Annotated in this window: 25 protein-coding genes; 18 read left to right on the forward strand and 7 right to left on the reverse strand. The window is 50.1% G+C overall.

Features of this window, described 5'->3' with window-relative positions; genetic code table 11:
* Positions 1-9: 9 nt before the first annotated feature.
* The 3 genes from EKM83_RS06000 to EKM83_RS06010 all read right to left on the reverse strand — a co-directional run bounded on the left by EKM83_RS06000 (position 10) and on the right by EKM83_RS06010 (position 3,091).
* On the reverse strand, positions 10-252 hold the full coding sequence (locus EKM83_RS06000; RefSeq protein ID WP_125575725.1) for a hypothetical protein: 243 nt from the start codon (positions 250-252) through the stop codon (positions 10-12).
* A gap of 289 nt (positions 253-541) precedes the next feature.
* The gene (locus EKM83_RS13445) at positions 542-1,489 is read right to left on the reverse strand and encodes an Ig-like domain-containing protein (protein ID WP_225418629.1); all 948 of its coding nucleotides are present in this window, start codon (positions 1,487-1,489) and stop codon (positions 542-544) included.
* Positions 1,490-1,894: 405 nt separating this feature from the next.
* On the reverse strand, positions 1,895-3,091 hold the full coding sequence (locus EKM83_RS06010; RefSeq protein ID WP_125575727.1) for an SAM-dependent methyltransferase: 1,197 nt from the start codon (positions 3,089-3,091) through the stop codon (positions 1,895-1,897).
* Positions 3,092-3,301: 210 nt separating this feature from the next.
* Here EKM83_RS06010 and EKM83_RS06015 point away from each other — a divergent pair, with 210 nt between their 5' ends.
* The 8 genes from EKM83_RS06015 to EKM83_RS13590 all read left to right on the forward strand — a co-directional run bounded on the left by EKM83_RS06015 (position 3,302) and on the right by EKM83_RS13590 (position 11,625).
* The gene (locus tag EKM83_RS06015) at positions 3,302-4,207 is read left to right on the forward strand and encodes a hypothetical protein (RefSeq protein WP_125575728.1); all 906 of its coding nucleotides are present in this window, start codon (positions 3,302-3,304) and stop codon (positions 4,205-4,207) included.
* Between the two features lie 871 nt (positions 4,208-5,078).
* Positions 5,079-6,047, forward strand: a complete 969-nt coding sequence (locus tag EKM83_RS06020; RefSeq protein ID WP_225418630.1) for an ROK family protein — start codon at positions 5,079-5,081, stop codon at positions 6,045-6,047.
* Positions 6,048-6,311: 264 nt separating this feature from the next.
* Positions 6,312-7,397 carry an AI-2E family transporter gene (locus EKM83_RS06025; protein WP_125575730.1) on the forward strand — a complete coding sequence of 362 codons (1,086 nt, stop codon included), beginning with the start codon at positions 6,312-6,314 and terminating at the stop codon, positions 7,395-7,397.
* Positions 7,398-7,565: 168 nt separating this feature from the next.
* Positions 7,566-8,258, forward strand: a complete 693-nt coding sequence (locus tag EKM83_RS06030) for a 2,3-diphosphoglycerate-dependent phosphoglycerate mutase (protein ID WP_125575731.1) — start codon at positions 7,566-7,568, stop codon at positions 8,256-8,258.
* Between the two features lie 87 nt (positions 8,259-8,345).
* On the forward strand, positions 8,346-8,633 hold the full coding sequence (locus EKM83_RS06035) for a hypothetical protein (RefSeq protein WP_225418631.1): 288 nt from the start codon (positions 8,346-8,348) through the stop codon (positions 8,631-8,633).
* A 343-nt stretch (positions 8,634-8,976) separates the two neighbouring features.
* Positions 8,977-9,099, forward strand: a complete 123-nt coding sequence (locus tag EKM83_RS13525; RefSeq protein ID WP_263853778.1) for a hypothetical protein — start codon at positions 8,977-8,979, stop codon at positions 9,097-9,099.
* Positions 9,100-9,771: 672 nt separating this feature from the next.
* The gene (locus tag EKM83_RS06040) at positions 9,772-11,364 is read left to right on the forward strand and encodes a DUF5776 domain-containing protein (protein ID WP_125575732.1); all 1,593 of its coding nucleotides are present in this window, start codon (positions 9,772-9,774) and stop codon (positions 11,362-11,364) included.
* A gap of 153 nt (positions 11,365-11,517) precedes the next feature.
* On the forward strand, positions 11,518-11,625 hold the full coding sequence (locus EKM83_RS13590; protein ID WP_164505603.1) for an LPXTG cell wall anchor domain-containing protein: 108 nt from the start codon (positions 11,518-11,520) through the stop codon (positions 11,623-11,625).
* An 81-nt stretch (positions 11,626-11,706) separates the two neighbouring features.
* Here the strand turns inward: EKM83_RS13590 and EKM83_RS13295 are convergent, their stop codons facing one another.
* The 3 genes from EKM83_RS13295 to EKM83_RS06055 form a co-directional block, all read right to left on the reverse strand.
* Positions 11,707-11,883 carry a hypothetical protein gene (locus EKM83_RS13295; RefSeq protein ID WP_164505604.1) on the reverse strand — a complete coding sequence of 59 codons (177 nt, stop codon included), beginning with the start codon at positions 11,881-11,883 and terminating at the stop codon, positions 11,707-11,709.
* A gap of 24 nt (positions 11,884-11,907) precedes the next feature.
* Positions 11,908-12,192: a hypothetical protein gene (locus EKM83_RS06050; protein WP_125575733.1), complete on the reverse strand. Its 285-nt coding sequence runs from the start codon at positions 12,190-12,192 to the stop codon at positions 11,908-11,910.
* 190 nt (positions 12,193-12,382) lie between these two features.
* Positions 12,383-12,901 (reverse strand): MarR family winged helix-turn-helix transcriptional regulator, encoded by a 519-nt coding sequence (locus tag EKM83_RS06055; RefSeq protein WP_164505605.1) that lies wholly within the window; start codon positions 12,899-12,901, stop codon positions 12,383-12,385.
* Between the two features lie 149 nt (positions 12,902-13,050).
* Here EKM83_RS06055 and EKM83_RS06060 point away from each other — a divergent pair, with 149 nt between their 5' ends.
* The 3 genes from EKM83_RS06060 (at position 13,051) to EKM83_RS06070 (ending at position 15,683) form a co-directional block, all read left to right on the forward strand.
* Positions 13,051-13,986 (forward strand): ATP-binding cassette domain-containing protein, encoded by a 936-nt coding sequence (locus tag EKM83_RS06060; protein ID WP_125575735.1) that lies wholly within the window; start codon positions 13,051-13,053, stop codon positions 13,984-13,986.
* 12 nt (positions 13,987-13,998) lie between these two features.
* Positions 13,999-14,772, forward strand: coding sequence for an ABC transporter permease (locus EKM83_RS06065; RefSeq protein WP_125575736.1), 774 nt, complete (start codon positions 13,999-14,001; stop codon positions 14,770-14,772).
* 194 nt (positions 14,773-14,966) lie between these two features.
* Positions 14,967-15,683, forward strand: coding sequence for a nuclease-related domain-containing protein (locus tag EKM83_RS06070; RefSeq protein ID WP_164505606.1), 717 nt, complete (start codon positions 14,967-14,969; stop codon positions 15,681-15,683).
* 335 nt (positions 15,684-16,018) lie between these two features.
* Here EKM83_RS06070 and EKM83_RS06075 read toward each other — a convergent pair whose 3' ends face one another.
* Complete coding sequence (locus EKM83_RS06075) at positions 16,019-16,420, reverse strand: winged helix-turn-helix transcriptional regulator (protein ID WP_125575738.1); 402 nt, start codon at positions 16,418-16,420, stop codon at positions 16,019-16,021.
* 99 nt (positions 16,421-16,519) lie between these two features.
* Here EKM83_RS06075 and EKM83_RS06080 point away from each other — a divergent pair, with 99 nt between their 5' ends.
* The 7 genes from EKM83_RS06080 (at position 16,520) to EKM83_RS06110 (ending at position 22,053) form a co-directional block, all read left to right on the forward strand.
* Positions 16,520-17,482 carry a 2-hydroxyacid dehydrogenase family protein gene (locus tag EKM83_RS06080; protein WP_125575739.1) on the forward strand — a complete coding sequence of 321 codons (963 nt, stop codon included), beginning with the start codon at positions 16,520-16,522 and terminating at the stop codon, positions 17,480-17,482.
* Between the two features lie 199 nt (positions 17,483-17,681).
* Entirely contained in the window at positions 17,682-18,242 is a 561-nt protein-coding gene (locus EKM83_RS06085; RefSeq protein ID WP_125575740.1) for a hypothetical protein, read from the forward strand.
* Between the two features lie 18 nt (positions 18,243-18,260).
* A complete protein-coding gene (locus EKM83_RS06090) occupies positions 18,261-18,824 on the forward strand; it encodes a hypothetical protein (RefSeq protein ID WP_125575741.1) in 564 nt (187 codons plus the stop codon).
* Between the two features lie 370 nt (positions 18,825-19,194).
* Positions 19,195-19,572, forward strand: coding sequence for a hypothetical protein (locus EKM83_RS06095; protein WP_125575742.1), 378 nt, complete (start codon positions 19,195-19,197; stop codon positions 19,570-19,572).
* Between the two features lie 18 nt (positions 19,573-19,590).
* Positions 19,591-20,154, forward strand: coding sequence for a hypothetical protein (locus EKM83_RS06100; protein ID WP_125575743.1), 564 nt, complete (start codon positions 19,591-19,593; stop codon positions 20,152-20,154).
* Between the two features lie 22 nt (positions 20,155-20,176).
* Positions 20,177-21,286, forward strand: coding sequence for a CAP domain-containing protein (locus tag EKM83_RS06105; protein WP_125575744.1), 1,110 nt, complete (start codon positions 20,177-20,179; stop codon positions 21,284-21,286).
* Positions 21,286-22,053: a hypothetical protein gene (locus tag EKM83_RS06110; protein WP_125575745.1), complete on the forward strand. Its 768-nt coding sequence runs from the start codon at positions 21,286-21,288 to the stop codon at positions 22,051-22,053. The genes EKM83_RS06105 and EKM83_RS06110 overlap by 1 nt, the downstream gene beginning before the upstream one ends.
* The last annotated feature ends 164 nt before the right edge of the window (positions 22,054-22,217 follow it).

The raw sequence follows: 22,217 nt of genomic DNA on the forward strand, positions 1-22,217 counted from the left end.
TTGGTTAAGTTATTGTTCTTGACCTTGACCGTGAACTTGCCTTTCTTGTTGGCCGTAGCTGAAGCCTTTTCCCCGTGCTTCAGCTTCATCAACTTTGGCCGTGGTGTAACCGGTGACTTTGTGCTTGGTGACTTTGACGTGGGTGATTTTGGCAACTGACTGGTGCGTGGTCTTGGCCGCTAAGGCACTGACTTCTCCACCGGTAACAATTGAGAGCAACGTTGCGGCCATAACAATCTTTTTCATGTCCATAACAAATATAATCCCCTTTATAAGTTGGTGTACCAACATCTCTGTCGGTAAAATCACTATATCATGTTGGCCACCCCAGCAAAAGAAGAGATGCCAATCAGTCACAAAGGTTCATATCATATACAGCGTTAATCGCCTATGCTGACGGTGATTCTGGGGCACCACCATTTATCCATAAATTTAGTAATACGAGAAATCGCTACTTTTCGGCGAGCCAGCGGCAGTGAGTAGGGGACGAAAAAAGGAGCCGGGACAACCGCCCCAACTCCTGATTTCACTTGCAAGTCGCTTAATTTAATTCTTCTGGAATGTAACTGTTATCCAAGACCCACAGCTCGTCCATCAGGGAACTGACCTTGGTCCGCGCATCTTCCAGGGGCAACAGCTTGGGATAAAGGTCGGCACGCTGGTCCTGCTTAGCCGCGATAATGTCACTGATTATTTTTGCTTGTTCCGTCAGTGTCGCCATTTTTTGCGTATCGTGGTTATCGGTGGCCACCTTCAAATCCGCCTGAATGACCCGTAAGTTATTCAATTGTTTGTGAATCTCAGTGGTCAAAGCCTCAATCTGATCCGAAATCGGCTGTAACTGTTTCTTCACCTGGTAGTAGTTCTGCTTAGCGGCCTCAATCTGGGCCTTCTTCGCCGCAATTTGGCGGTCCTTAGCCGACAGGTTGTTTCCTGGCCGACTCGGCGTTGTTGGCTTGCCAGGGTTTGCCGGACTCGCTGGACCGGACGGCTTGGTTGGCTTACTTGGTTTTACCGGTTTCGTCGGTTTCACTGGTTTTGACGGTTTCACCGGCTTGGCGGGCGTCGTCGGTTTCACCGGTTTATTCGGCTTATCCGGTTGACTGGGTACCGTCACGTTCGGCGTGGTGGTTGGCTTGGCCGGTTTTGCCTGTGCCCGTTTGATCTGCTTATTCGAGAACGTCCGGGACTTGAAGCCGGGCTTGGACGCCGCGAGTTTGAACGACAATTTCGTCAGATTTTGTTTCTTCACCGTGATCTTAAACTTGCCGACCCGGTTGGCCTTACCGCTAGCAAACGACTTCCCCTGAGCGTTCACTAACTTGATGCGGGCGTACTTGGTGGTCTTACCGGTCAGGCGGTGCTTGGACAGCTTGACCTGCGTGAGCTTACCAATCGTGTGGCTCTTAGCCATCGCGTTGACTTCGCCCCCGAAAGCCACCGTTAACGCCGCTGCGACCAGTAATGCTGGTTTAATCCCCATACTCATGATGAAATTTTTCTCCCCATTCTTTTTGCTAACACAATTTAATTGCGTACCATCAGTCTAACATGAACCATTTCAGAAAAAAAGCAGAGATGAAAATCACAAATAAAGATTGAGGGGCAACAGTTCACAATTCCTCGCGCCAATTAAATTGCGTATCAATAGGAAAGACAACGGTTACACAAATATCAAAATTCACAACCGAATATAAATAAGATTGTGAAAAATCAACCATCACCAACTAGACCACCCCTGGCTTAGCCTCCGCACGACTCGCTACAAGCTTCAAGACAGCTGGTCATTAAGACTAGCTAACCGCAGGCACACAAAAACACCCAACTACCGGTGATCAATCCGCTAGCTGGGTGTTTTTTAGTGAGTGATCCGCGGTCACTCGACTGATTTGAATTAATCCGCTACCTTGGCGTGGGTCTCATCATACATGTAATCCCGCGTCATTGGTAACATCCGGGCAGACGGGCCCTTGGAAATCAAATACTGAATCACGTCAATATTACCAGACTTGAAGGAAGCTGCGCAAGCTTGGAGGTAAAGATCCCACATGCGAACGAAGTTTTCGTCAAACATCTCGGCAACCTCGTCGCGGTGTTGGTTGAAGTTCTGATCCCAGATCTCCACGGTCTTTTGGTAGTGACGACGTAGGGGTTCCATGTCGTCGATCTGTAGGCCGTTTTCAATGATGTGGGTCGTGTTTTCAATCAAGCCGGGCACGTAGCCACCAGGGAAGATCCACTTGTTCAACCAACCGTTGTTGGCGCCACCTTGTTGCCGGGTAATCCCGTGAATCAAAGCGACCCCGTCGTTCATCAGGTACTTTTGGACGCAGTCGAAGTATTGGCCCAAGTTTTCTTGGCCAACGTGTTCGAACATGCCGACAGAGGTGATGTAGTCCCACTGTTCGTTGCCCAATTCGCGGTAGTCTTCCAAGCGAACTTCGGCGACGTCTTGGAGGCCTTCGTCTTGGATGCGTTGGTTCACGTAGTCGTATTGTTCCTGGCTCAGCGTGATCCCGGTAACGTGCAGGCCGTAGTCTTTGGCCGCCGTGAGCATCAAAGTGCCCCAGCCACAACCAATGTCCAGCAAGGTCTTGCCGGGTTGTGGGTTGAGCTTCTTGATGATGTGGTGGACCTTGTTCATTTGCGCCGTGTAGAGGCTGTCGTCCGGCGTTTCAAAGTAGGCACAGGAGTAAGTCATGGTGTCGTCCAACCAGAGCTTGTAGAAGTTATTACCGATGTCGTAGTGGTTCTGGACGTCGGCCTTGCTTTCCTTTTCCGTGTGCTTTTGTTTTGGTAAGAAATGAATGAACTTCTTGTTGTGGAAGAAGCTATCGGCGTTCTCGTAGGCTGCGGTCAGCAGGTCTTCGATACTACCGTCAATTTCAATCGTCCCATCCATGATGGCTTCCCCCAACGCGATGGAGGCGTTGCGGGAGATTTCCTTGACCGGAATGGCCTCGTGAATGGTAATCGTGATGTCGGGAGTGCCAGTCCCATAAACATCGGTGGTGCCGTCCCAGTAGTTTACGCGGACGGGGATGTTAAAGGTGTGGCTGAGAAATGTTTTGTAGAATGTTTTTTCAAGCATGTCAGGAGTCCTTTCCGGTTTTCTCTTAGATTTGGACACAAGAAAACGAAATTTACTTAGCCATTATACGCCTTTAATGGGAGAAAGGGTAAGGGGCGACTTCGTGTAACCGCTTAACATTAATTTGCCATGAGGGCGTGGCAAAAATGACGGATTCTTAAATGGAGCATGGTATAATGGACTTACAATTAACCAGCGGAGGTCTTTCATTTGAAAAAATGGGTATGGGTCGTGGCAACAATCGTTGTGGCACTGCTGATTGGCGGGTACGCGTATTCCAATCACCACGCGACAGCCAAGGAGTACCAAGCGGCAATGGCCAACGGACGGACTGCCATCCAAGCGAAACATTATACGCAAGCGGAAAGTTATTTCCAAAACGCCTTGAAACGGCGGCTAAACGACAAGCCAGCCCAACGCTACCTGACGCAGACCCAACGGTTCGTGTCAGCGGAAAATGCGTTGAGCGACCTGAAGTTTGCGAGCGCCGAGAGCCACTACACGGCGGTCGTGAATACCACCAATGCATCTAACGTGCTGGTGACGAGAGCCAAGGCCAAGGTCAAACAGGTCAAGGACATTCGCGCCAACGTTAAGCAATTTAAGAAGATTCTGAAGACGGCTAGCGGGCAAAACCTGGCGCTGAACTATGGCCAATCCAACACCACGTTAGACGAACTCTTCAACAATGCCAAGTTCCGGCAGAAGTACTACAAGGACTTGTATGACCAAGCCTTAGCCTTACGCAAGGCCAACAATGCTGGTCAATCGGCGGCAACGTCGAGCGCTAGCAGCACCAGTAGCAGCAGTAGTGCGGCGGCTAGTTCCTCTAGCAGTAGCACCTCAACGGGCAGTTCTAGTGCCTCGTTGACGTCTTCTGAACAGGCAGCGGCCAACAATTATTCCGGGAGCAACGAATACACCGTGACCCAGAAGCAAAAGGAACTCAACGGCAAGACCATCACGGCCGGCCAGATCGACAGTGCCCGTAAGACCATCAATGCGGCGGGCGGTCAAGCCGATGCCATGAGTGATCAAGACGTGCGGGTCGCCTTACAGACCGCTAGCAAGAAGAACATGTCATTGACACAATACACGAAACAATACCTCAAATAGGTCGGTTGGTTCGCCAATCAGCGAAACGACTCACCGCGCAGACGTGGTTAGCCCCTCATGGGTTAGGCACGCCTGCTTTTTTATTGCTCATTTTTTGACGAAATGGCTTGTATTTTGGGAGGCCCCTGCGCCTGGACAGTGAGTTCAGGTTATGGGACGTAGAAATTGCGACGGCGGAAATCTAAATCCCTTGATTGGCGCGCCTTTAACCGGTGATGAAGGGGCCACATCCCCCGACCGTGAAATTAGGTTGCCCGTTAAAGAGTTCAGTCGATTAAGTAAGAAACCTTACCTTTCCCAACCTTTTGAGGTAATAACTTGACATGTAAGGTAGGTTAGTAAACAAATTGGTTAATCAACTGAACGGGTAAATTACTGACGTATTTAAGAAATTAACGCCGTCAGACCGGGCCGCAACGGCATTTTTCCGAAAATTCCCGTTAAAAACCAGGAGAAAATTCGCGAGTCATAATCCAAGCACTATTTGTAAAGAGGAATTACTATATAGTTAGAATCAGAATCTACAAGGGGGGTTAGGTAACACGGCCCCCACAATAAGCAGGTGAGCACCAACCTTGGGGGATGGGGCAACCTAAACTGATTTGATTCCCGAATCACCGTAAGCTATTGGGGGAGTAGTGTTACCAAGAAAATTATGATTATCAACAAACACATTATGCGCACCACCAATGAAAAACAGGTTTTGCAGCAGATTGTGAATGCTGGCCCGATTTCTCGGAGTCAGATATCACGAAATCTTAGTCTGAATAAGGTGACGGTCTCGGATATTTATAGTCAGTTACTTCATGAAGGGTTGATCCGTGAGGTTGGTCACGGTGTCAGCACCCGGAATGGTGGACGGAAACCAGTGATGGCATTGCTAAACGTGGGGTATGGCTATGTCATCAGCATTAACATCTTGCGGTCACGCTTCTCGATGATCACTTGCCGGTTGGACGGGCGATCTGAGAATTATGAGAGCGTCTCGACGCGGGATGTGGACTTGACCTCGGTCCTGGATATGATTGATGAACGCATCAATCACACCGTGGCGGCTAGTGAAACGCGGCTGCTCGGGATTGCCTTTGGTCTGGACGGCACGATTTACGAAAACCAAATCTTGGACGCCTCATTGAAAGGCTTTAAGAACTTTGATTTGGCGAAATACTTTAGTGATAAATTTCAGGTCCCAGTTGTTTTGGAAAACTTAGCCAACGAATCCGCTATTTACGAACGAGACTTCGCAGGTGAAGGGGTCTACCGTAACCTGATCTCCGTGACCATTCGTGACCAGGTCGCTGCGGGAATCGTGGCGGAAGGCCACCTGTACCGTGGCCACAACGGCGAGGCCGGCAATATTGGCTGTTGCCCATTGGCAGACCGCTATCAAGAAGATAATATGGAAACGGTCAACCACTACGTCGCTGAGGGTAATGTCTTACAACGCATCATGGCCTATCAACACCTAGACCGGGTAGACGTGAACCGCATTCGGCGGGACTACTTAGGTCACCGGCCAGAACTGTTGAGCATTTTGGATGAATTTGCTTACTACCTAGGGAAAGTGCTGGGCAACCTGTCCAGTACCTTTGCCCCCGATGCCATCGTGGTCAACGCGCCAATCTTGGAGCTGTTACCGGAATTAATGGATCAGGTCCGCGAGTACGTTGGCCAGCTGGATATTTGCCGCAAGGCGCCGTTACTTCTGACCAAGAACTCTAAGGAAGCATCCCTGATGGGTGGGGCTTCCGCCATCATTCACCGGGCCTTGGCCTTGGATGACTTGCAATTGACGTTTGGCAATCAACGGTCGGCAGTTTTAGAGGAAGTTGAATCGTAAACACTTTGGATGGAAGCCCGGGCATGGTGCCTGGGCTTTTTTTGTTTCGAGTGGGGCCAAAGGTGCTTAGCCGGCCGCCCACCGCGTGCCAGCCACATAGTTCACGGCCGGTAGCGATAACCCCAGCCTGCTGGCCTGGATTTCACGCACTGGTAGGTAGCTGGAGCCGGCCATTTCGAATTTTGACCAAGATTCACCGAAACTATTAGGGATTTAGCCGAGATACGGTATAATAAAACTATTACGGGATGGAGGAATTTATCATTGAGTTTATGGCAACGCTTCGTTGAAAATGTTCGGCTCCGACGCTTTACCGTGCTGGCGCTGATTATCTTTGTGCTCTGGCTAATTCGCGCGGAAATGAACATGATTCTGCTGACGTTTATTTTCACGTTTTTAGTCCTGCAATTGGTTAAGGCGATTCGCAAGGTCGTCAAGCTACCGCCAGCGCTGATCGTGACGGTCACCTACGTCGTCGTGATTGGGGCGCTCTACTGGGCGGTGACCACGTATCTCCCGCAGATTCTGAATTCCTCGATTCACGGGATTGAGAACCTGTACCAGTTTTATCAAAATCCGAAAAATAACAGTAATGAGATTATCAGTTATGTCACGAATTATATTCAGACGTCGGACATCGTCAACCAGCTGCAGAACGGGGCTAAATTGGTGCTGACGTACGTGTCGACGATTGGATCGTTTGGGGCCACGCTGTTCATGTCCATGATCTTGAGTTTCTTCTTCACGATTGAAAGCAAGCAAATGGGTGAGTTCTCTCAGCGCTTCTTGACCAGTACCTACGGATGGTTCTTTCAAGACATTAACTTTTTTGCCACGAAATTTGTAAACACCTTTGGGGTCGTCTTGGAGGCGCAATTCTTCATTGCCCTGTGCAATACCGTGATTACCACGATTGTGCTGGCTATCATGGGGATGCCGCAACTGCCGACGCTGGCGATTATGATTTTTATTTTAAGCCTGATTCCAGTGGCCGGGGTCATCGTGTCCATCGTACCGCTGACGATTCTGGGCTACTCCGTGGGCGGCTTCCGCTACGTCATTTATATCCTAGTGATGATCGTGGTGGTCCATGCGCTGGAAGCCTACGTGCTGAACCCTAAGTTCATGTCGAGCCGGACTGAATTGCCCATCTTCTACACGTTTGTGGTCCTCCTCGCCGGTGAGCAGCTGTTCGGCGTCTGGGGGCTGATCGTCGGGGTCCCAATTTTCACGTTCTTCTTAGATATCCTAGGGGTGCGGCCGGTCCACGGTTTACATCCGGCGCCACACGTCGACGTGAAAAAATTGCGCGAGATTCGCCGCAACCATAATCAAAATAATGAAAAATAATTGGTAGCACTTAACGGTCGTCCCGAGAAATGGGGATGGCCGTTTTACTTCACAGGATTCTCACAGAAGAAAACGATTACATGCAAAGAAGCGCACAATTTAGCTGAAATCCGCGGCTAGATGGTGTAAAATGACAAGGTATTCTACGACAGAAAGAGGTTATAAGTGATGGCAAAATTAGTATTGATTCGCCACGGCCAAAGCGAATGGAACTTGGCTAACAAGTTCACTGGTTGGGTTGACGTTGATTTAAGCGAAAAGGGTGTTGAAGAAGCTAAGTCCGCTGGTCAAAAGATCAAGGAATCTGGCTTGAAGTTCGACTACGCTTACACGTCAGTTCTGAAGCGGGCCATCAAGACGTTGCACTACGTTTTGGAAGAATCTGACCAACTTTGGATTCCAGAAACCAAGACTTGGCGTTTGAACGAACGTCACTACGGTGCTTTACAAGGCTTGAACAAGAAGGAAACCGCTGAAAAGTACGGTGACGACCAAGTCCACATCTGGCGTCGTTCTTACGATGTCTTGCCACCACTCTTGGACGCAGACGCTGAAGGCTCAGCTGTCAAGGATCCTCGTTACGCTAACTTGGACCCAAACATCGTGCCTGGTGGGGAAAACTTAAAGGTTACCCTGGAACGTGTAATGCCATTCTGGGAAGACCAAATCGCACCAAAGCTGCTTGACGGCAAGAACGTGATCATCGCCGCCCACGGTAACTCACTGCGTGCCCTTTCCAAGTACATCGAACGGATCAGTGATGATGACATCATGAACCTTGAAATGGCAACCGGCGAACCAGTTGTCTACGACTTCGATGACAAGTTAAACATGACTAACAAGACGAAGTTGGGCAAGTAATTCTCAACTGACTCGAAGCCGCCTCGTTTGTGGGGGCGGCTTTTTCGTGGGAAAAAATGTCACTAGAGGTCACTAGAGGGGCCGCTAGTGACCGAAAATTTAGATAAGAGAAAAGAGATTGAATTGGCAGACAAAGAAGTATCACAGATTGAAATGATGAAGATTATCGCCTTATTCCGCAAAGAAGGGTTCAAGGGTGAATACGAAGACTTCCAACGCGTCAGCGGCACTGACCGGGAGTTCTTCGTGGTGATGAGTAATGAGCAAGGCATCAAGGCGTTGTTCCGGGCAAGCCTGATGTTGAATTCCGTGGCCTTCCAGTATGTGTTGGATGACAAGCATACGTTTGTGCAGGAAGACGCGGACGCTAGCTAGGGTAGAATGAACCACTAGAATACGGTTAGGCTCTGTTGGGGGCCTAGCCGTATTCTTTTACGATAAGCTAACTTATACGAGGACCACTCAGGTAAATAAATATTTAAAGCAGCTGGTCGACTCTAACGTTTTGAAAAAGGTTGGTGCGGGTCCCACGACAAGATACGTGCTGGTGCAACAAATTCTCAATAAATAAAAATTGGCCGGGAGATACCGGGAAACTGGAAAATTTGGTTATGATTGATGGTTCATGCTAGGAAGATTCGAACCGAATCAAAGTCATCTAACGATAAGAATATGATTGTGTTCGTGTAACTCCCAGTTGTTTCATTTGCGAGGGCGAGTGAAGGCAACCTCAGGCATCAAGGCGTTGTTCCGGGCAAGCCTGATGTTGAATGCCGTGGCTTTCCAGTATGTGTTGGATGACAAGCCTACGTTTGTACAGGAAGACGCGGACGCTAGCTAGAGTTGAATGAACCACTAGAATACGGTTAGGCTCTGTTGGGGGCCTAGTCGTACTTTTTTTCGATAAGCTTCTTTGCCCTTGGCCCCCTGGTGTACGGGCTCTCCAGCCAAACTATCATTATTTCAGTGATAAGCAACGCGGCGCTTGTGGTGAACACGCAAAATTTAGGGCAATTGGGGCGCGGTTAAAACAGGTTGCCAATAGACTGATGCGACGATTCACGTCATAGATTATTAGCATGAACCATCAAGCTATGAAATGAAGCATGTGTAATAAAGTTAATTACATTTTTGGTTAAAATAATGTACCAAATATGATAAACTGAAAGTGTCATAATAACGATTTTAACTTGTTTTAGGGAGGAGAAGCTCTTGAAACGAAGACTTATTACACACTTACAGGCCGGCTTAATAGTAGTTATGCTAGCAGTGACTGTTTTGCTAATCTGTCCAACTGCAGTGGGACGTGCGGACACTGCTGCGGATATCAATCCGGTAACTCAAAAGCCAATTACTTTTTTGGACAATCTGGATGATCTCTTACCTCCAGGCGACCCTAACGCTGATATTGTGCGAGCGGCTTTGGAACGATATAACATACGTACCAATACTATCAATAATGAACCGCGTTACCTCACTATGTCTGGTCAGCAGTTGGGACTCCTTCCAAACCATGGGTACACAAATCTACATTGACCAGCCGATGACCGACTACACGCCGTTATTGCGAGTTGCGAGGGGCCTGACCGGACTACATCTCTACAATCAAACGGCACTCAAGTCGACGGACATTACCGCGATCACCAATGCAATGCTGAACAATCGTCTGACAAGTTCTAGGGGAGAGATTGCTTCCTATCCGGCGGTGATTGATTTTTCTAGACATAACTTAGGTAATTCAGAATTTTCGGCCTTTGTTAAAGCGGTTCGGGCGAATGTTGACTTGGCGGCTTCTCGACCACCAGTCAGATTAGGATTTGCTCAAAATCGGGTGACTGACTTTGGTCCGTACTTAGCTTATAAGCAAGCGCTACTTAAAAGTGAATCGGAGAATCAGCGTTTTTCAGCCTCAGGTTTGACTCTTTCGGCCCCCTTTCAGCAGGCGCACGGAAGTATCAAACTCCCTGATACCAGTGACGTGAAGCTAGACGGGAACACACTCACGGTACCATTTTCGGCATTCCCCGAAAATAAAATTCAGACGTTACAAGATGCCAAAAAGGAAATACCAATGGTGATCGGTTATCGGATGGACCATGGCGAGCCGGATTACTTTGACGACCCACAAAACGTGCAAACGCATGTCAGCGCTAACCCAAAGCAGCAGAGCCAAGAAGGGGTCGATCAGGATCAGGATACGGCTGGTTTTAAAAATTCATATGGGCCGTTCATCGCTCTGGATCAATTAAGTGACAAACTAGGTAGCAATGACCTGACACGAGTGAATCAGTTGGATGCGCAGCAGCGGTTGACCAAGTATGCGACGCGGTTAAGTACCGACGATTTGGCCGAATTGAAAGAGCTGGTACAGGAAGTTCCGGAGTACTTTAAAGGGGAGTTGCCCGACCAAAATATCTTGCGAATCACCAATGTACCAGCTGATAGTACGTCGGTTAAGATTCGCGTAATGTCTTTTGCGGTGCCGATTTCCAATTCACCACTTAGCAGTATTTTGCCGTACGCTCAGACGTACAACATTCCCATTCCCCGGGCAACGACGACCGGCAATCACGGGACTTCAGGAGAAACTGACTCGTCTCAGTCGGACACTGTAGCCCCACAACCAGATGCTGTAGCCACGCGACCGGCCAAGGTGAAGCAGAAGTTGGTCTGGTCCACGCGAAAGATTGGCTTGTATCGGCGACCAACCTTTACAGTCAAGAATCGCCTGCGTTGGTACCAGAAACAGCCACGGATCAAGCGGCCCATGTTCAAGGTGATCGGGTACGCCCGTTCTAAGCATGGTGTGTTGCGCTACCGAGTACGTGAGGTCACACCGGGGGCTGCCGGACGCCAGGGGTACATTACCGCTAGAAAAGCCTTTGTCGACCAGGCCTATTACCAAACGACTGCCAAGCAGATCAAGGTTCTTAAGGGACTAAATGGTTATCGGACAACAGACCATTTGGGCAAACAAGCCCACTACAAGAAAGGTCAGATTCTGCGAGTAAAGCGTTTGGTCAAATGCAAGCTGACAGCGCGTTACCAACTGACGAACGGTCAATATGTTTCGGCGGCTAAGCGATTGGTTCTCAAGGTGAAGTAAGTTGGTTTGCGGGAGTCAAGCCAGGCTTTGACCATTAGCCTAGCCGTATTTTGAGTAACAATTGCGTCTGGTGATTTAATCATAACAAAAACCAGTGATTCCGGAGCGGTTGATTTAAACGCAGCGAAAACCGGCGATTCCGCAGCCACCACCTTGTCGCAAACCGATGAGCAACAGTCCGGCCTGGCAGCCTGGTTTGGTAGCTGGCTGCTGGCCTTGGCGAGTCTCTCATTGTTTAAACGGCGGAAGAAACGAGATTAGCTAACTCATCTTTCAACCTTCAGCAGCTAGCTAAATAAAAATCCGGTCAGGCCCTGTTCAAGGGTCTGACCGGATTTTTTACTAATGCTTCGGGGTGCCGCAGAAGCCGTCACAAGCGCACTTGCGATCAGAAATCATGGGGCAGTGGCAAATACCATCGGCACTGGCACAGCCGCAGCCGGGGGCGCAGGTCATCCCCGCGTGGCAGAAGGGATTGTCGTCAGTTTTCGGATTGTTCTGTTTGGAATTTTCAGCCATCGTCATCGTCTCCTATTCAGTTCGTTAGCAGCTTTCCAAGTTATCGGTACTGATGATTTCAAAGCGGGCGTCGAGCTTTTCCGTCAATTGCGCCTGTTCCTGCTCGCTCAGTTGGGAACGCTCGCTACCGACCGCGGGATGCGTTAAGACCTGTTGGTATAGCGCGGCTTTGGCGTCCGTTGGGGTCGCGCTTTTAACGGCGGCGGCGACATCCAACCCCGCGGCTGTGTCGACGTAGGCGTTGCCATGATTGACGGTAAAGCCCGCTGCGAAGTAGTCCTGTTGATTCACCAGAAAGTACTCGGTCATGTTGTTCCTCCTTTGAAATCAAAAACCCATCACTTACTCAAAGTATACTAGCCCAAGCTGAAAAAACAACCGCCGCTGAGCCGACATCAGGGCGATTTAAAAATTAAGGCACGCAGTCACCCCTGAAATAGCCGGTGTTGAGCGGTGTCGGTTCGAGGATTGGGCGCTGGTGCCAGCCGAGCAACGCACGCTACAAAAACCAATCCCGCAAATGATCCGCCACCGACCGCTGGAAATTCTCAAACCAGTGGGGATTCTCCGTGTGGATCTCGTCGTACAGGCTATTGTTGATCTTGGTTAAAATCGCAATCAGCTGGTCCAGTTCGGTATCCGTCAAGTCGTCTAGGTAGGCGGGAATCTTCGCGGATTCCTTGCTGGCGGTTTGGCGGCCGTGGTCGGTCAGCCGAATGATGGTCTTACGCCGGTCGACCGTGGATTTTTCCTTAGAGACCAGGTGTTTCTTGACCAGTTTATTGACGAATTCGGCCGTGGACTGGGCCGTCATGTTCAGCCGGTTGGCCAGTTCCTTTTGGGAGAGGCCGTCCGTTTGCGACAGGGCTAGCAGGATTTTTCCCTGGCCCTGAAATGGCGATTGCTGGTCGCCCTTATTGGCGTGGCGGCGGTGGGCGAGGTCATCGGCCATGTGCTGGACCATGCCGTACTCAATCAGCTTACCGGCCGCGTTTCTTTTCTTCGTTAAATTAGGCATGTTATCGCCCTCCATACAGTCATTATACCTGACATCGGCGACGAGGCCAGCGGAAGTTGTGGCAAAATTGTTGACAATTTCATCAGGGGGCCTTATTATAATTTTAGTCAGGGGGACCTGATTAATCGAACAGCTAAGAGGGAATGAACATGTCACAAGAAAATGCCATTGAAGTACGTCATTTAACGAAACGGTTTGGGACGAATCTGGCGGTCGCCGATGTCTCGTTTGATGTCCATCAAGGTGAGGTGTTTGGCCTGCTGGGGCCCAATGGTGCCGGGAAGACCACGACGCTGCGGATGATCACCACGTTACTCAAGCCGGATGCCGGGCAGGTCAAGATTTTTGGCCACGACACCGCGACTGAGGGGCGATTGGCTCGGTCCTTGTTTGGGTTGACCGGGCAATATGCCTCAGTAGACGAAGACATTTCGGCCCGGGAAAACCTGATGATCTTTGCGCGGTTAAATGGCCTGTCGCGCGCAGATGCCAAGGCGCGGACGGCGGAGTTATTAGCCGAGTTCTCGCTGGAACATTCGGCGGATAAGGCGTTGAAGCATTTTTCCGGGGGGATGCGCCGGCGTTTGGATTTGGCCGTCAGCTTGATCACGCGGCCGGCGTTGATTTTCCTGGATGAACCGACGACGGGGTTGGACCCGCGGACGCGCACCCAGATGTGGACCACGATTCGCGGCTTGGTGGCGCAGGGGTCGACCATCGTGCTGACGACGCAGTATTTGGAAGAAGCCGACCAGTTGGCCGACCGGCTGGCCGTGATTGACCACGGTAAGTTAGTCAAGATGGGCACGCCCGCAGAGCTCAAACGACAGGTCGGCGGCACGGTACTGACTTTCACCGTGAACCAGGCCGAACAAGTTAAAGCGGCCCAGACCGTCCTGGCCCAACAGGGGGTCGGGACCGGCCAACTGACCGGCTCACAGCTTAGCGTCACGTTGGCCCGGCCAGCCCAGTTAACGTCGATCTTGGAAAAGCTGGCGCAGGCCCAAGTGGCCATCAGTCATTTAACGGTCAATGAACCCTCACTGGACGATGCCTTTATGGCGTTGACCGTGGGGCAGAATTAGGAGGTCTTGAGAATGGATGTACAAACACACAGCGGCAACGTGGTCATGAATACGGCCACGATGGCTTATCGGAATTTATTAAAGACGGTGCACAACCCGGACCGGTTCATGGATGTGATCATCCAACCCATCTTGTTCATGATGATGTTCGGCTACCTGTTCGGCGGCGCGATTGCCGGCAACGTGCAGGCGTATTTGCCGACAATCGTGCCCGGCATCTTGGCGCAAACGATGTTGTCAGCGGCGTCTGGATCGGGATCCCAGTTGCGTGAAGACCTGGATTCCGGTATCTTTGACCGGTTCAAGTCCTTGCCGATGGCCCATATCGCCCCACTAGCCGGGCAACTGTTCGCCGACAGTCTACGGCTAGTGATTGCGGCCATCACCTCGCTGACCACCGGCTTCTTGATGGGCTGGCGGCCAGCCGCAGGGTTCGGCTGGGTCTTAGTCTGTGGCCTGCTGGCGATTTTCACCGGCTGGGCGCTGTCCTGGGTCTTTGCCTTGTTGGGACTGTTGGCCAAGCAAGCGACGACCGTCCAGAGCTTTTCGCTGATCACCATGCTGGTCCTGTCGTTCGTATCCAATGCCTTCGTGCCGCTCAAATCGCTGAGTAAGCCATTGCGTGTGCTGGCGGAGCTGAATCCCGTGACCTACGTGATTACCGCGATTCGCCAAATCTTAGCCACGGGTGGCTGGACTCGCGAATCACTGCTGGTGCTGGTCGCCGGGGTGATCATCGTGCTGGTCTTTGCGCCGCTAGCGGTGTGGGCGTATGACCGTAACTGAAGGGGTTTATTGAAAAAACTGCGGGGTAACCAGACCACACAGTTTTTTTGCGTTGATCGGTGGGACTCACAACTTGGGTAGGTGGTCTGCCTAACTGGTAAGGTGGTCAAGACGTTTTCTGTCGTACCTGATCAAAATCTGCTGGTACTCGTCAGCGTTTTTTCCTATACTTAGAGATACGGAGGATGATATGCATGGCGGTCAATTATACCAATCGTGGCGAGTACCGAACTTATAAATTATTAAAAGAATTAAGCAATAAATATCCAGAGGATAAATTTCATATATTTGCCAATTTATATCTAGATTCAGATGACAGTCGCTTTCCCAACCGGCAAGTCGATCACCTGGTGATTTGTCGCAAGGGCATCTTCATGATTGAGACCAAATATTGGACGGGGACGGTCTACCATGACGTGCGGCTACGAGATCTATTAAAAATGGTCGGCGGCAACGAAGCGGGCAAAACCCTGTTATCGCGGCTGTTACCGCAAGAGGTCATGGACCAGGGCAACCAGAGTTTTACGATGTGTATTAAAAGTCCAGAGAATATCCAGGTGTATGCCGGGGATGAGAACCCGATTCGCCAGGTGGAACTGTCCGGGCTCAGTCTGAACAGTTTGATTCAAGATAAATTAAACGAGTTAGGCATCAAGCCCTATATTCATGAGTTTGTGTTCTACAATTACGTCAGCCGGGCCGAAGACGACCAGGTCGTGGACCCTAACGGCGTGTTGAACCGGCCATATAGCAATAACTACGATGACTGGGGTGAGGGCTTTACCAAGCCGCAGCACTTCCGGGAATTCTACGAGGCTGTCCATGAACGGTTGCCTCATCAGCTGGAGCTGAAAGAGGGACAAGTCAACGCGATTGCCCGGCTGATTCACCGGACGATTTTGTTTGATTAGTGGGTTGAGATAGGCGGTTATCAGCTAAAGGTTGAGAGCTGAAAGTTAGCTAGAAACATTGGCACCACGCGACTGATGGCATAAAGATTAGTCGTTTACAGCTTCATAGTGAGGAATGGCCGCCTACCGTCCGCCAACTATGGGGTGGAACGCGGTGGACGGACGGGTCGAGCCAAAGGCCGGTCTCGACGCCTCGCTTTGAGCCGGAAGACCGCTCCTCAGGCTGGAGGTGTTCCCCATAGCAGGCGGAACCCTGGCTGACGCAGGCATCTGGTTTCACTAGTTCTGGTGGACAAAAAACGAGTTTGGGCGGTTTGGGCCCAAGCTCGTTTCGTTTACTGTTTAACTTTCCCCAACCCGAACTGGACATCGTGGACGTTCAGCTCGCGTAGGCGCTTGTCACCCCAGTCGTACATGGCGTCGATGATGGGGAGTAGCGAGCGCCCCAGCGGCGTCAGGGAATAGGCGACCTTGACACGGGGGCCGTTGTCCTCAATTTCGCGGTCGATCAGGCTGTCTTCTTGGAGTTCCTTGAGCTTCTTGGCCAGCTCCTTGTGTGAAGCGTGGGGCAACAGCGCCTGGAGCTCGTGAAAGTAGTAGCTGCCCTCGTGGCCCAGGTGATAAATAATATTGACTTTCCATTTGCCATTGAACATGGCCAAAGTGAACTCCTTGCGGCAGGTGTAATCGCCGTCACGGAGCCGTTGTTGGACGAGTTTGCGAACTGAATCAGTCATGTGATTTCCTCCTTGTAGATTGGGTAACTAAAAAGTGCGTTATTGAGAATGTATCCGTTTCCATTATACTAAGAGTATCAAATCTTTAGGAGGCAAATTATGAAAAAAGTCTATTTATCCGCCCAGTTTCCCCAAGTTGCGCTTGATGAATTGCGCCAAAACAATCTAGAGTTCGCCAGCTATACGGGTGAGGGCTTGATTTCACATGCAGAGTTATTGCGTCAAGTAGCTGACGTGGATTACCTGATCACCACGCTGTCCACGCAGGTCGACCAGGAGATCATCGACGCGGCGCCCAAGCTCAAGCTGATTGCCAACTTTGGAGCGGGCTTCAACAATATCGATACCGCCTACGCTAAGACTAAGGGCATCCAAGTCACCAATACGCCGGCGGTCTCCACGAATTCCGTGACGGAAGTGACCATGGGCTTGATGCTGGCATTGAGCCACCGGATGGTCGAAGGCGACAAGCTGATGCGGACCAAAGGCTTTGCCGGCTGGGCCCCACTGTTTTTCTTGGGCCACGAGATTGCGGGCAAGCAATTGGGAATCGTGGGTCTCGGCAGCATTGGTAAGGAAGTGGCCAATCGCGCGAACGCTATGGGGATGTCTGTGACTTACTACGGCCCACATCCACTGGCCGCTGAAGACGCCAAACGGTTGAACGTTCACTACCTGCCGCTGGAAGAACTGATCAAGACCAGTGACTTCATCAGTATCAACGCACCGGGCACGCCGCAAACGCATCACATGTTTGACGCAGCTGCCTTTGACAACATGAAGGACACGGCTTATTTGATCAACGTTGGGCGGGGTCCAATCGTTGACGAGGCCGCTTTACTGCCAGCATTGAAGGCGGGAAAGTTGGCCGGGGCCGCTTTGGACGTTTACGAAAACGAGCCCGAAGTTGACGACGGCTTCAAGGCCTTAGACAACGTGATTTTGGTGCCACACATTGGTAACGCCACCGTGGAAGCACGGAATGCCATGGCTAATATCGTGGCCCACAACGTGGTTTTGCTGGACCAAGGCCAAGCGCCGAAGTTCGTGGTCAACGCTTAGCGGACTTGATTTTAGCAAATTGACGAGAATGAGAAAGGCCATCGACTGGAAATTACCGGTCGATGGCCTTTTTCGCCATGAATCATTTGAAATGACAAGTTGTGACACCCCCAACCGCTATAATGAAATTTAGTTGGTGGGATACATAAGCAAATGGCGTAAACGACCACCAACAGAACTTAATGAGGAGGAACAGATCATGCGAGTGAATCATATTTTAGGCGCCCTCTTAGTGGCGACCACGATTGGCATCGGCGGTACGACGCTGAGTGCCCCGACCACGGCTCAGGCCAAGGCGAAGAGTAGTTTGACGACCTTTCCCAAGAACATGCGGGGGACTTGGTACCACTATGAGGAGAACAATGGGTATTACTACAAGAGTATGAAGTTTACGACGAAGAAGCTGGTTTTGCGGAACTACTTTGGCTATTCCGGCGGCGGTTTTACGGCTAAGCGGACATTAAAATATGTTAAGGCAAAGAGCCCTACTAGTCTTGAAGAAACTTACAACTTCACGAGTAAGCGTCGTAATCGTGTCAGTGCGTTTGCGGCCAAGAGTGGCTACACCAAGTTGGTGTCGGGTGGTCTAATGGTCACAGACGGTAATGGAACTTACAAGGTGATTCACAAAAATTACAAAGGTAAGTCAGTGAAGGTGTTATATAAGAAGGCTGATAACATGGGTAAAATCACGGATCATTTCTACCAAACCAAGGCGCAGGCTAAGCACTTCAATCCAGTTGGCGCGCTGCACAAATAAGCAAGGAGGACGAAATCAATGAAATTCACAAATATGGTAGGCGCATTACTAGCGACCGTTAGCTTTGGCGCGGCCTTAGCTGTGACAATGCCAACGACGGATGCACAAGCCAGTACTAAGATGACCATGGCTAGCTTCCCGAAGAAATTTCAAGAGACCTGGTACTACTACCAAAAGGGTCACTACAACCGGTATACGATCAAGGCCAAGCAGACTTCGTATCGGAACTTCAGCGGTAAGAAGTGGCGTACGGGGCAGAGTCCAGTTAAGGTAACACCACTGAACAAGAAGACTAAAAATGTGAAGAAATATCAGGGGTATACGGTTCTGTTCATGAGCAAGGGCTGGTTGATGGATCATCCCTGGGAAAACTACTCCAAGGGCATTAAGTTCCAAGACCCAGGAACAGAGGGCTATAAGATTGTGACGCGTCATTACCAGGGTAAAAAGGTTAAATCACTAGTCGTTAGCAGCATGTGGTCTCTTAGCAACGGCGAAATCCATCAGCAACACTACTACAAGACCAAAGCCCAGGCTAAGGCGTTTAACCCAACCGGCTTGGCGGAAGACTATCTGGATTAAGCATGATTGTCCTTGGTTGCGAGCGCAGGTCAAACTGCTTTTCGAGCCAAGTAATATGAGGATTGATTGCTAGGCTTTAGGCCTTAAATCTGTCTAATCGCGTAGAAAAGGCCATCGACTGGCAATTACCGGTCGATGGCCTTTTTCGCCATGAATCATTTGAAATGACAAGTTGTGACACCCCCAACCGCTATAATGAGATTTAGTTGGTGGGATACATAAGCAAATGGCGTAAACGACCACCAACAGAACTTAATGAGGAGGAACAGATCATGCGAGTGAATCATATTTTAGGCGCCCTCTTAGTGGCGACCACGATTGGCATCGGCGGTACGACGCTGAGTGCCCCAAAGGCTACTACTACAAGAGTATGAAATTTAGTGCCAAGAAGCTGACCGTGAAGAACTATTTCGATGCTTATGGTAGGAAAAAATCTAAGCGAGTGATGACGCTACATGCGGCTAAGAGCTCTCTGAATTATCGGCAAGGGTTAAGCAACAAGAAATTTAAGCAACACCTAGTGAGTGCCTTTGCCGCCAACGGGAGCTATACCCAAGTAACACCTTATGGCTTTCTCGCTACTGACGGGTTGGGCAAGTATAAAGTTATTCATAAAACTTATAAAGGTAAATCCGTAAAAGTGTTGTATAACAACTTGAACGATGATCACTTTAAGGTCAAAGACCATTTCTATCAAACGAAGGCTCAGGCCAAGTACTTCAATCCAGTTGGCGCGCTGCACAAGTAAGCAAGGAGGATGAAATCAATGAAATTCACAAATATGATGGGTGCATTGTTAGCCACCGTCAGCTTTGGCGCGGCCTTAGCCGTGACGACACCAACGACGGATGCACAAGCCAGCACCAAAATGAGTATGGCTAGCTTCCCGAAGAAATTTCAAGGGACCTGGTACTACTACCAAAAGGGCCACTACAACCGGTATACGATCAAGGCCAAGCAGACTTCGTATCGGAACTTCTTCAGTAAAAAGTGGCATACGGGTCACAGTCCAGTTAAAGTGGTTAACTTAAACAAAGATACGCATAACGCTACAAAAGGTAAGTATGATACACTGCTTTTCATGAGTAAGGGCTGGTTGATTGACCAAGGACGTGACCAACATCATAAATGGTCTGGCTTTGAAACGCCAGGTACAGAAGCCTATAAGATTGTGTCTCGGAAGTATAAAGGAAAAATGATTCAGTCATTAGCTATGGACATCCAATATAATGCTAGCAACGGCGAAGTCCATCTCCGACATTACTACAAGACCAAAGCCCAGGCTAAGGCGTTTAATCCAAACGGCTTGACTGAGGACTACCCAAATTAAGGCGCATAAAGGAGGAAATCTCGTGAAAAAACTAACGCGGCTACTGGCCGTCAGTGCGTTGACCGTTCTGGTCGGTGGTGGGGTCGTTGAGACCGTGACACCACAGTCGACCGTTCAGGCGGCGAAGAAGGCCAAAGCCAAGAAGGCTAAGAAGACTAAGGCCAAAAAGACTAAAGCTAAAAAGAGTAAAGCCAAAAAGAGCAAAGCTAAAAAGACTGCCAAGGAAAAGAAATACTACACGGCTAAACAGTGGTCCCAGGTCTTGCATTACCGCAAACAGGCCAAGAAGATTGGCGTAACGACCAAGGGTATGTACGCGCAGAAGCCGCGGTTGAAGAAGTCATTTCGTCCCGGCAAGCTGAGTGCCAGCTATATCAATCGAACCGTCAATTGGATCAATTTCTACCGGACCATGTTTGGCCTGAGTAAGGTGCAGGCCGATAGTGACTGGAACACCTCGGCTCAGTATGGTGCGGCCACGTTAGCCGCTGCCGATAAGGGCCTGTCCCACGGTTTGGTTGGCATCAAACGGCCTAGCTTTGTTTCTAAGGCTGATTGGCAGAAAGGGGCGGACGCAACCAATCAGAGTAATCTTTCTCGAGAGGTGACTGGACCTTATGACATTGTTACGGGATACCTCAGTGATGACAATGATCTTAGTGGCTTAGAACCAGGTCACCGGTTGTGGATCCTGGGGGGCATCGATCGAGTTGGTGTCGGTCAGGCTGATGGTTATAACGATTTAAGAGTTTTTGCTGATAATAGCTATGGAGCAACAACGCCTGTTAAGAAGACTGCCTTCCCACGAGCAGGTCTTATGCCATATGCACTAGTCAGTCAGGGAGCACCATGGTCGGTCTCTTGGCCTGATGAATACACTGGCGACAGTAGCTCAAGCCCCCAAGTGAGTGTTTATGATAAGACTGCTAAGAAAGCTGTGAAAGTGACACACGTCAATGCCAGTCAGGCCGGTTATGGCTTTTTCGGGACCACAGTTTACTTCTTACCCAAGAAGAGTCAGCTTAAAGTCAACCATGCCTATAAGGTTGAGGTTTCTGGCGTCGAAGATCAGTCAGATATTTCGTACACGACCCGGCTATTTGATTTAAAAGTTAATGGAGCGTTCTACTAATGAAAAAAGTTGGAAAAAGTTTACTGGTACTGGCGAGCGTGGGTATTCTAGGATTAGGTGTGCTCCCGGCGCTGCCAGCGCAAGCCGGGACGAAGACGGTCAAGGTCACCAAGGTAAAGCGGGCCGCTTATCATGCAACTAAGGGAACCATTTACACGTCAAAGAAACTGAACAAGGTGCGGGGGAAGGCCCAAGCCTATCAACACGTGACGCTGTACGTGACCAAGCACGCGACCATCAAGCAGAATGGCAAGAAGAAAATTTATTACTACATCAATACGAGCAAGGTCAAAGGCTGGCTTTGGCGTGGGGACCTCAAGTTTGGCAAAGCAACGCCTTCCGTGGCTTCAATGAATGCGGCCATGGCAAAGCGCTTCGTGAAACAGGCCAATACTTACCGTGCGGCCAAGGGGATTGCGCCACTGAGCTTGGACGCAGCGCGAGTGAACGTCTTGAAGACGCATGCTAGTTGGCTCACGTTCGGGAAGTACCCTAGAACAAAAATTGACTGGGATGCTTATAATCAGGAGGCTGCTAAGTTCGGGCTTCCCGCCGATAGTGCTGTGATGGAAATTGGGTCCACCAGCAGCAAGGCCGACCTGAAGAACAGCCAACGGTTAAGCCAAGCAACGATTGATTTTTACATGATTACGGGTCGCAATCAACCGGACTATACCCAAACGGTTTTAAAGGCGGCAACGACCAAGATTGGGATTTACTGGTTTAATGACCACGGCACGGTGTGGTTCATCCTGTTACCCAACTAGGTTGGCTAAATTGTTTCGCAAAGGCAAGGTGCCCAGCACCTTGTCTTTTTGCGCCCCACCACCATACGCCAAAAGCATAGCTACCAATCACAAACAAGCATTGGACATCCCCACCGCCGACGCCTATGCTAGGACCAAGCAAAGACAACTGCCACGTTACGCGG

It is taken from the genome of Levilactobacillus angrenensis (assembly GCF_003946085.1).
GTDB classification, from domain to species: Bacteria; Bacillota; Bacilli; order Lactobacillales; family Lactobacillaceae; genus Levilactobacillus; species Levilactobacillus angrenensis.

Coding starts and splice junctions, on each gene's coding strand:
- EKM83_RS06030 (WP_125575731.1), top strand. CDS start 7,566: ATGGCAAAATTAGTATTGATTCGCCACGGCCAAAGCGAATGGAACTTG.
- EKM83_RS06110 (WP_125575745.1), top strand. CDS start 21,286: ATGAAAAAAGTTGGAAAAAGTTTACTGGTACTGGCGAGCGTGGGTATT.
- EKM83_RS06020 (WP_225418630.1), top strand. CDS start 5,079: ATGGCATTGCTAAACGTGGGGTATGGCTATGTCATCAGCATTAACATC.
- EKM83_RS06100 (WP_125575743.1), top strand. CDS start 19,591: ATGAAATTCACAAATATGATGGGTGCATTGTTAGCCACCGTCAGCTTT.
- EKM83_RS06085 (WP_125575740.1), top strand. CDS start 17,682: ATGCGAGTGAATCATATTTTAGGCGCCCTCTTAGTGGCGACCACGATT.
- EKM83_RS06050 (WP_125575733.1), bottom strand. CDS start 12,192: ATGACCGAGTACTTTCTGGTGAATCAACAGGACTACTTCGCAGCGGGC.
- EKM83_RS06065 (WP_125575736.1), top strand. CDS start 13,999: ATGGATGTACAAACACACAGCGGCAACGTGGTCATGAATACGGCCACG.
- EKM83_RS06060 (WP_125575735.1), top strand. CDS start 13,051: ATGTCACAAGAAAATGCCATTGAAGTACGTCATTTAACGAAACGGTTT.
- EKM83_RS06055 (WP_164505605.1), bottom strand. CDS start 12,901: ATGCCTAATTTAACGAAGAAAAGAAACGCGGCCGGTAAGCTGATTGAG.
- EKM83_RS06010 (WP_125575727.1), bottom strand. CDS start 3,091: ATGCTTGAAAAAACATTCTACAAAACATTTCTCAGCCACACCTTTAAC.
- EKM83_RS06040 (WP_125575732.1), top strand. CDS start 9,772: ATGGGTACACAAATCTACATTGACCAGCCGATGACCGACTACACGCCG.
- EKM83_RS06000 (WP_125575725.1), bottom strand. CDS start 252: ATGGACATGAAAAAGATTGTTATGGCCGCAACGTTGCTCTCAATTGTT.
- EKM83_RS06080 (WP_125575739.1), top strand. CDS start 16,520: ATGAAAAAAGTCTATTTATCCGCCCAGTTTCCCCAAGTTGCGCTTGAT.
- EKM83_RS06075 (WP_125575738.1), bottom strand. CDS start 16,420: ATGACTGATTCAGTTCGCAAACTCGTCCAACAACGGCTCCGTGACGGC.
- EKM83_RS06090 (WP_125575741.1), top strand. CDS start 18,261: ATGAAATTCACAAATATGGTAGGCGCATTACTAGCGACCGTTAGCTTT.
- EKM83_RS13445 (WP_225418629.1), bottom strand. CDS start 1,489: ATGAGTATGGGGATTAAACCAGCATTACTGGTCGCAGCGGCGTTAACG.
- EKM83_RS06095 (WP_125575742.1), top strand. CDS start 19,195: ATGAAATTTAGTGCCAAGAAGCTGACCGTGAAGAACTATTTCGATGCT.
- EKM83_RS13295 (WP_164505604.1), bottom strand. CDS start 11,883: ATGGCTGAAAATTCCAAACAGAACAATCCGAAAACTGACGACAATCCC.
- EKM83_RS06070 (WP_164505606.1), top strand. CDS start 14,967: ATGGCGGTCAATTATACCAATCGTGGCGAGTACCGAACTTATAAATTA.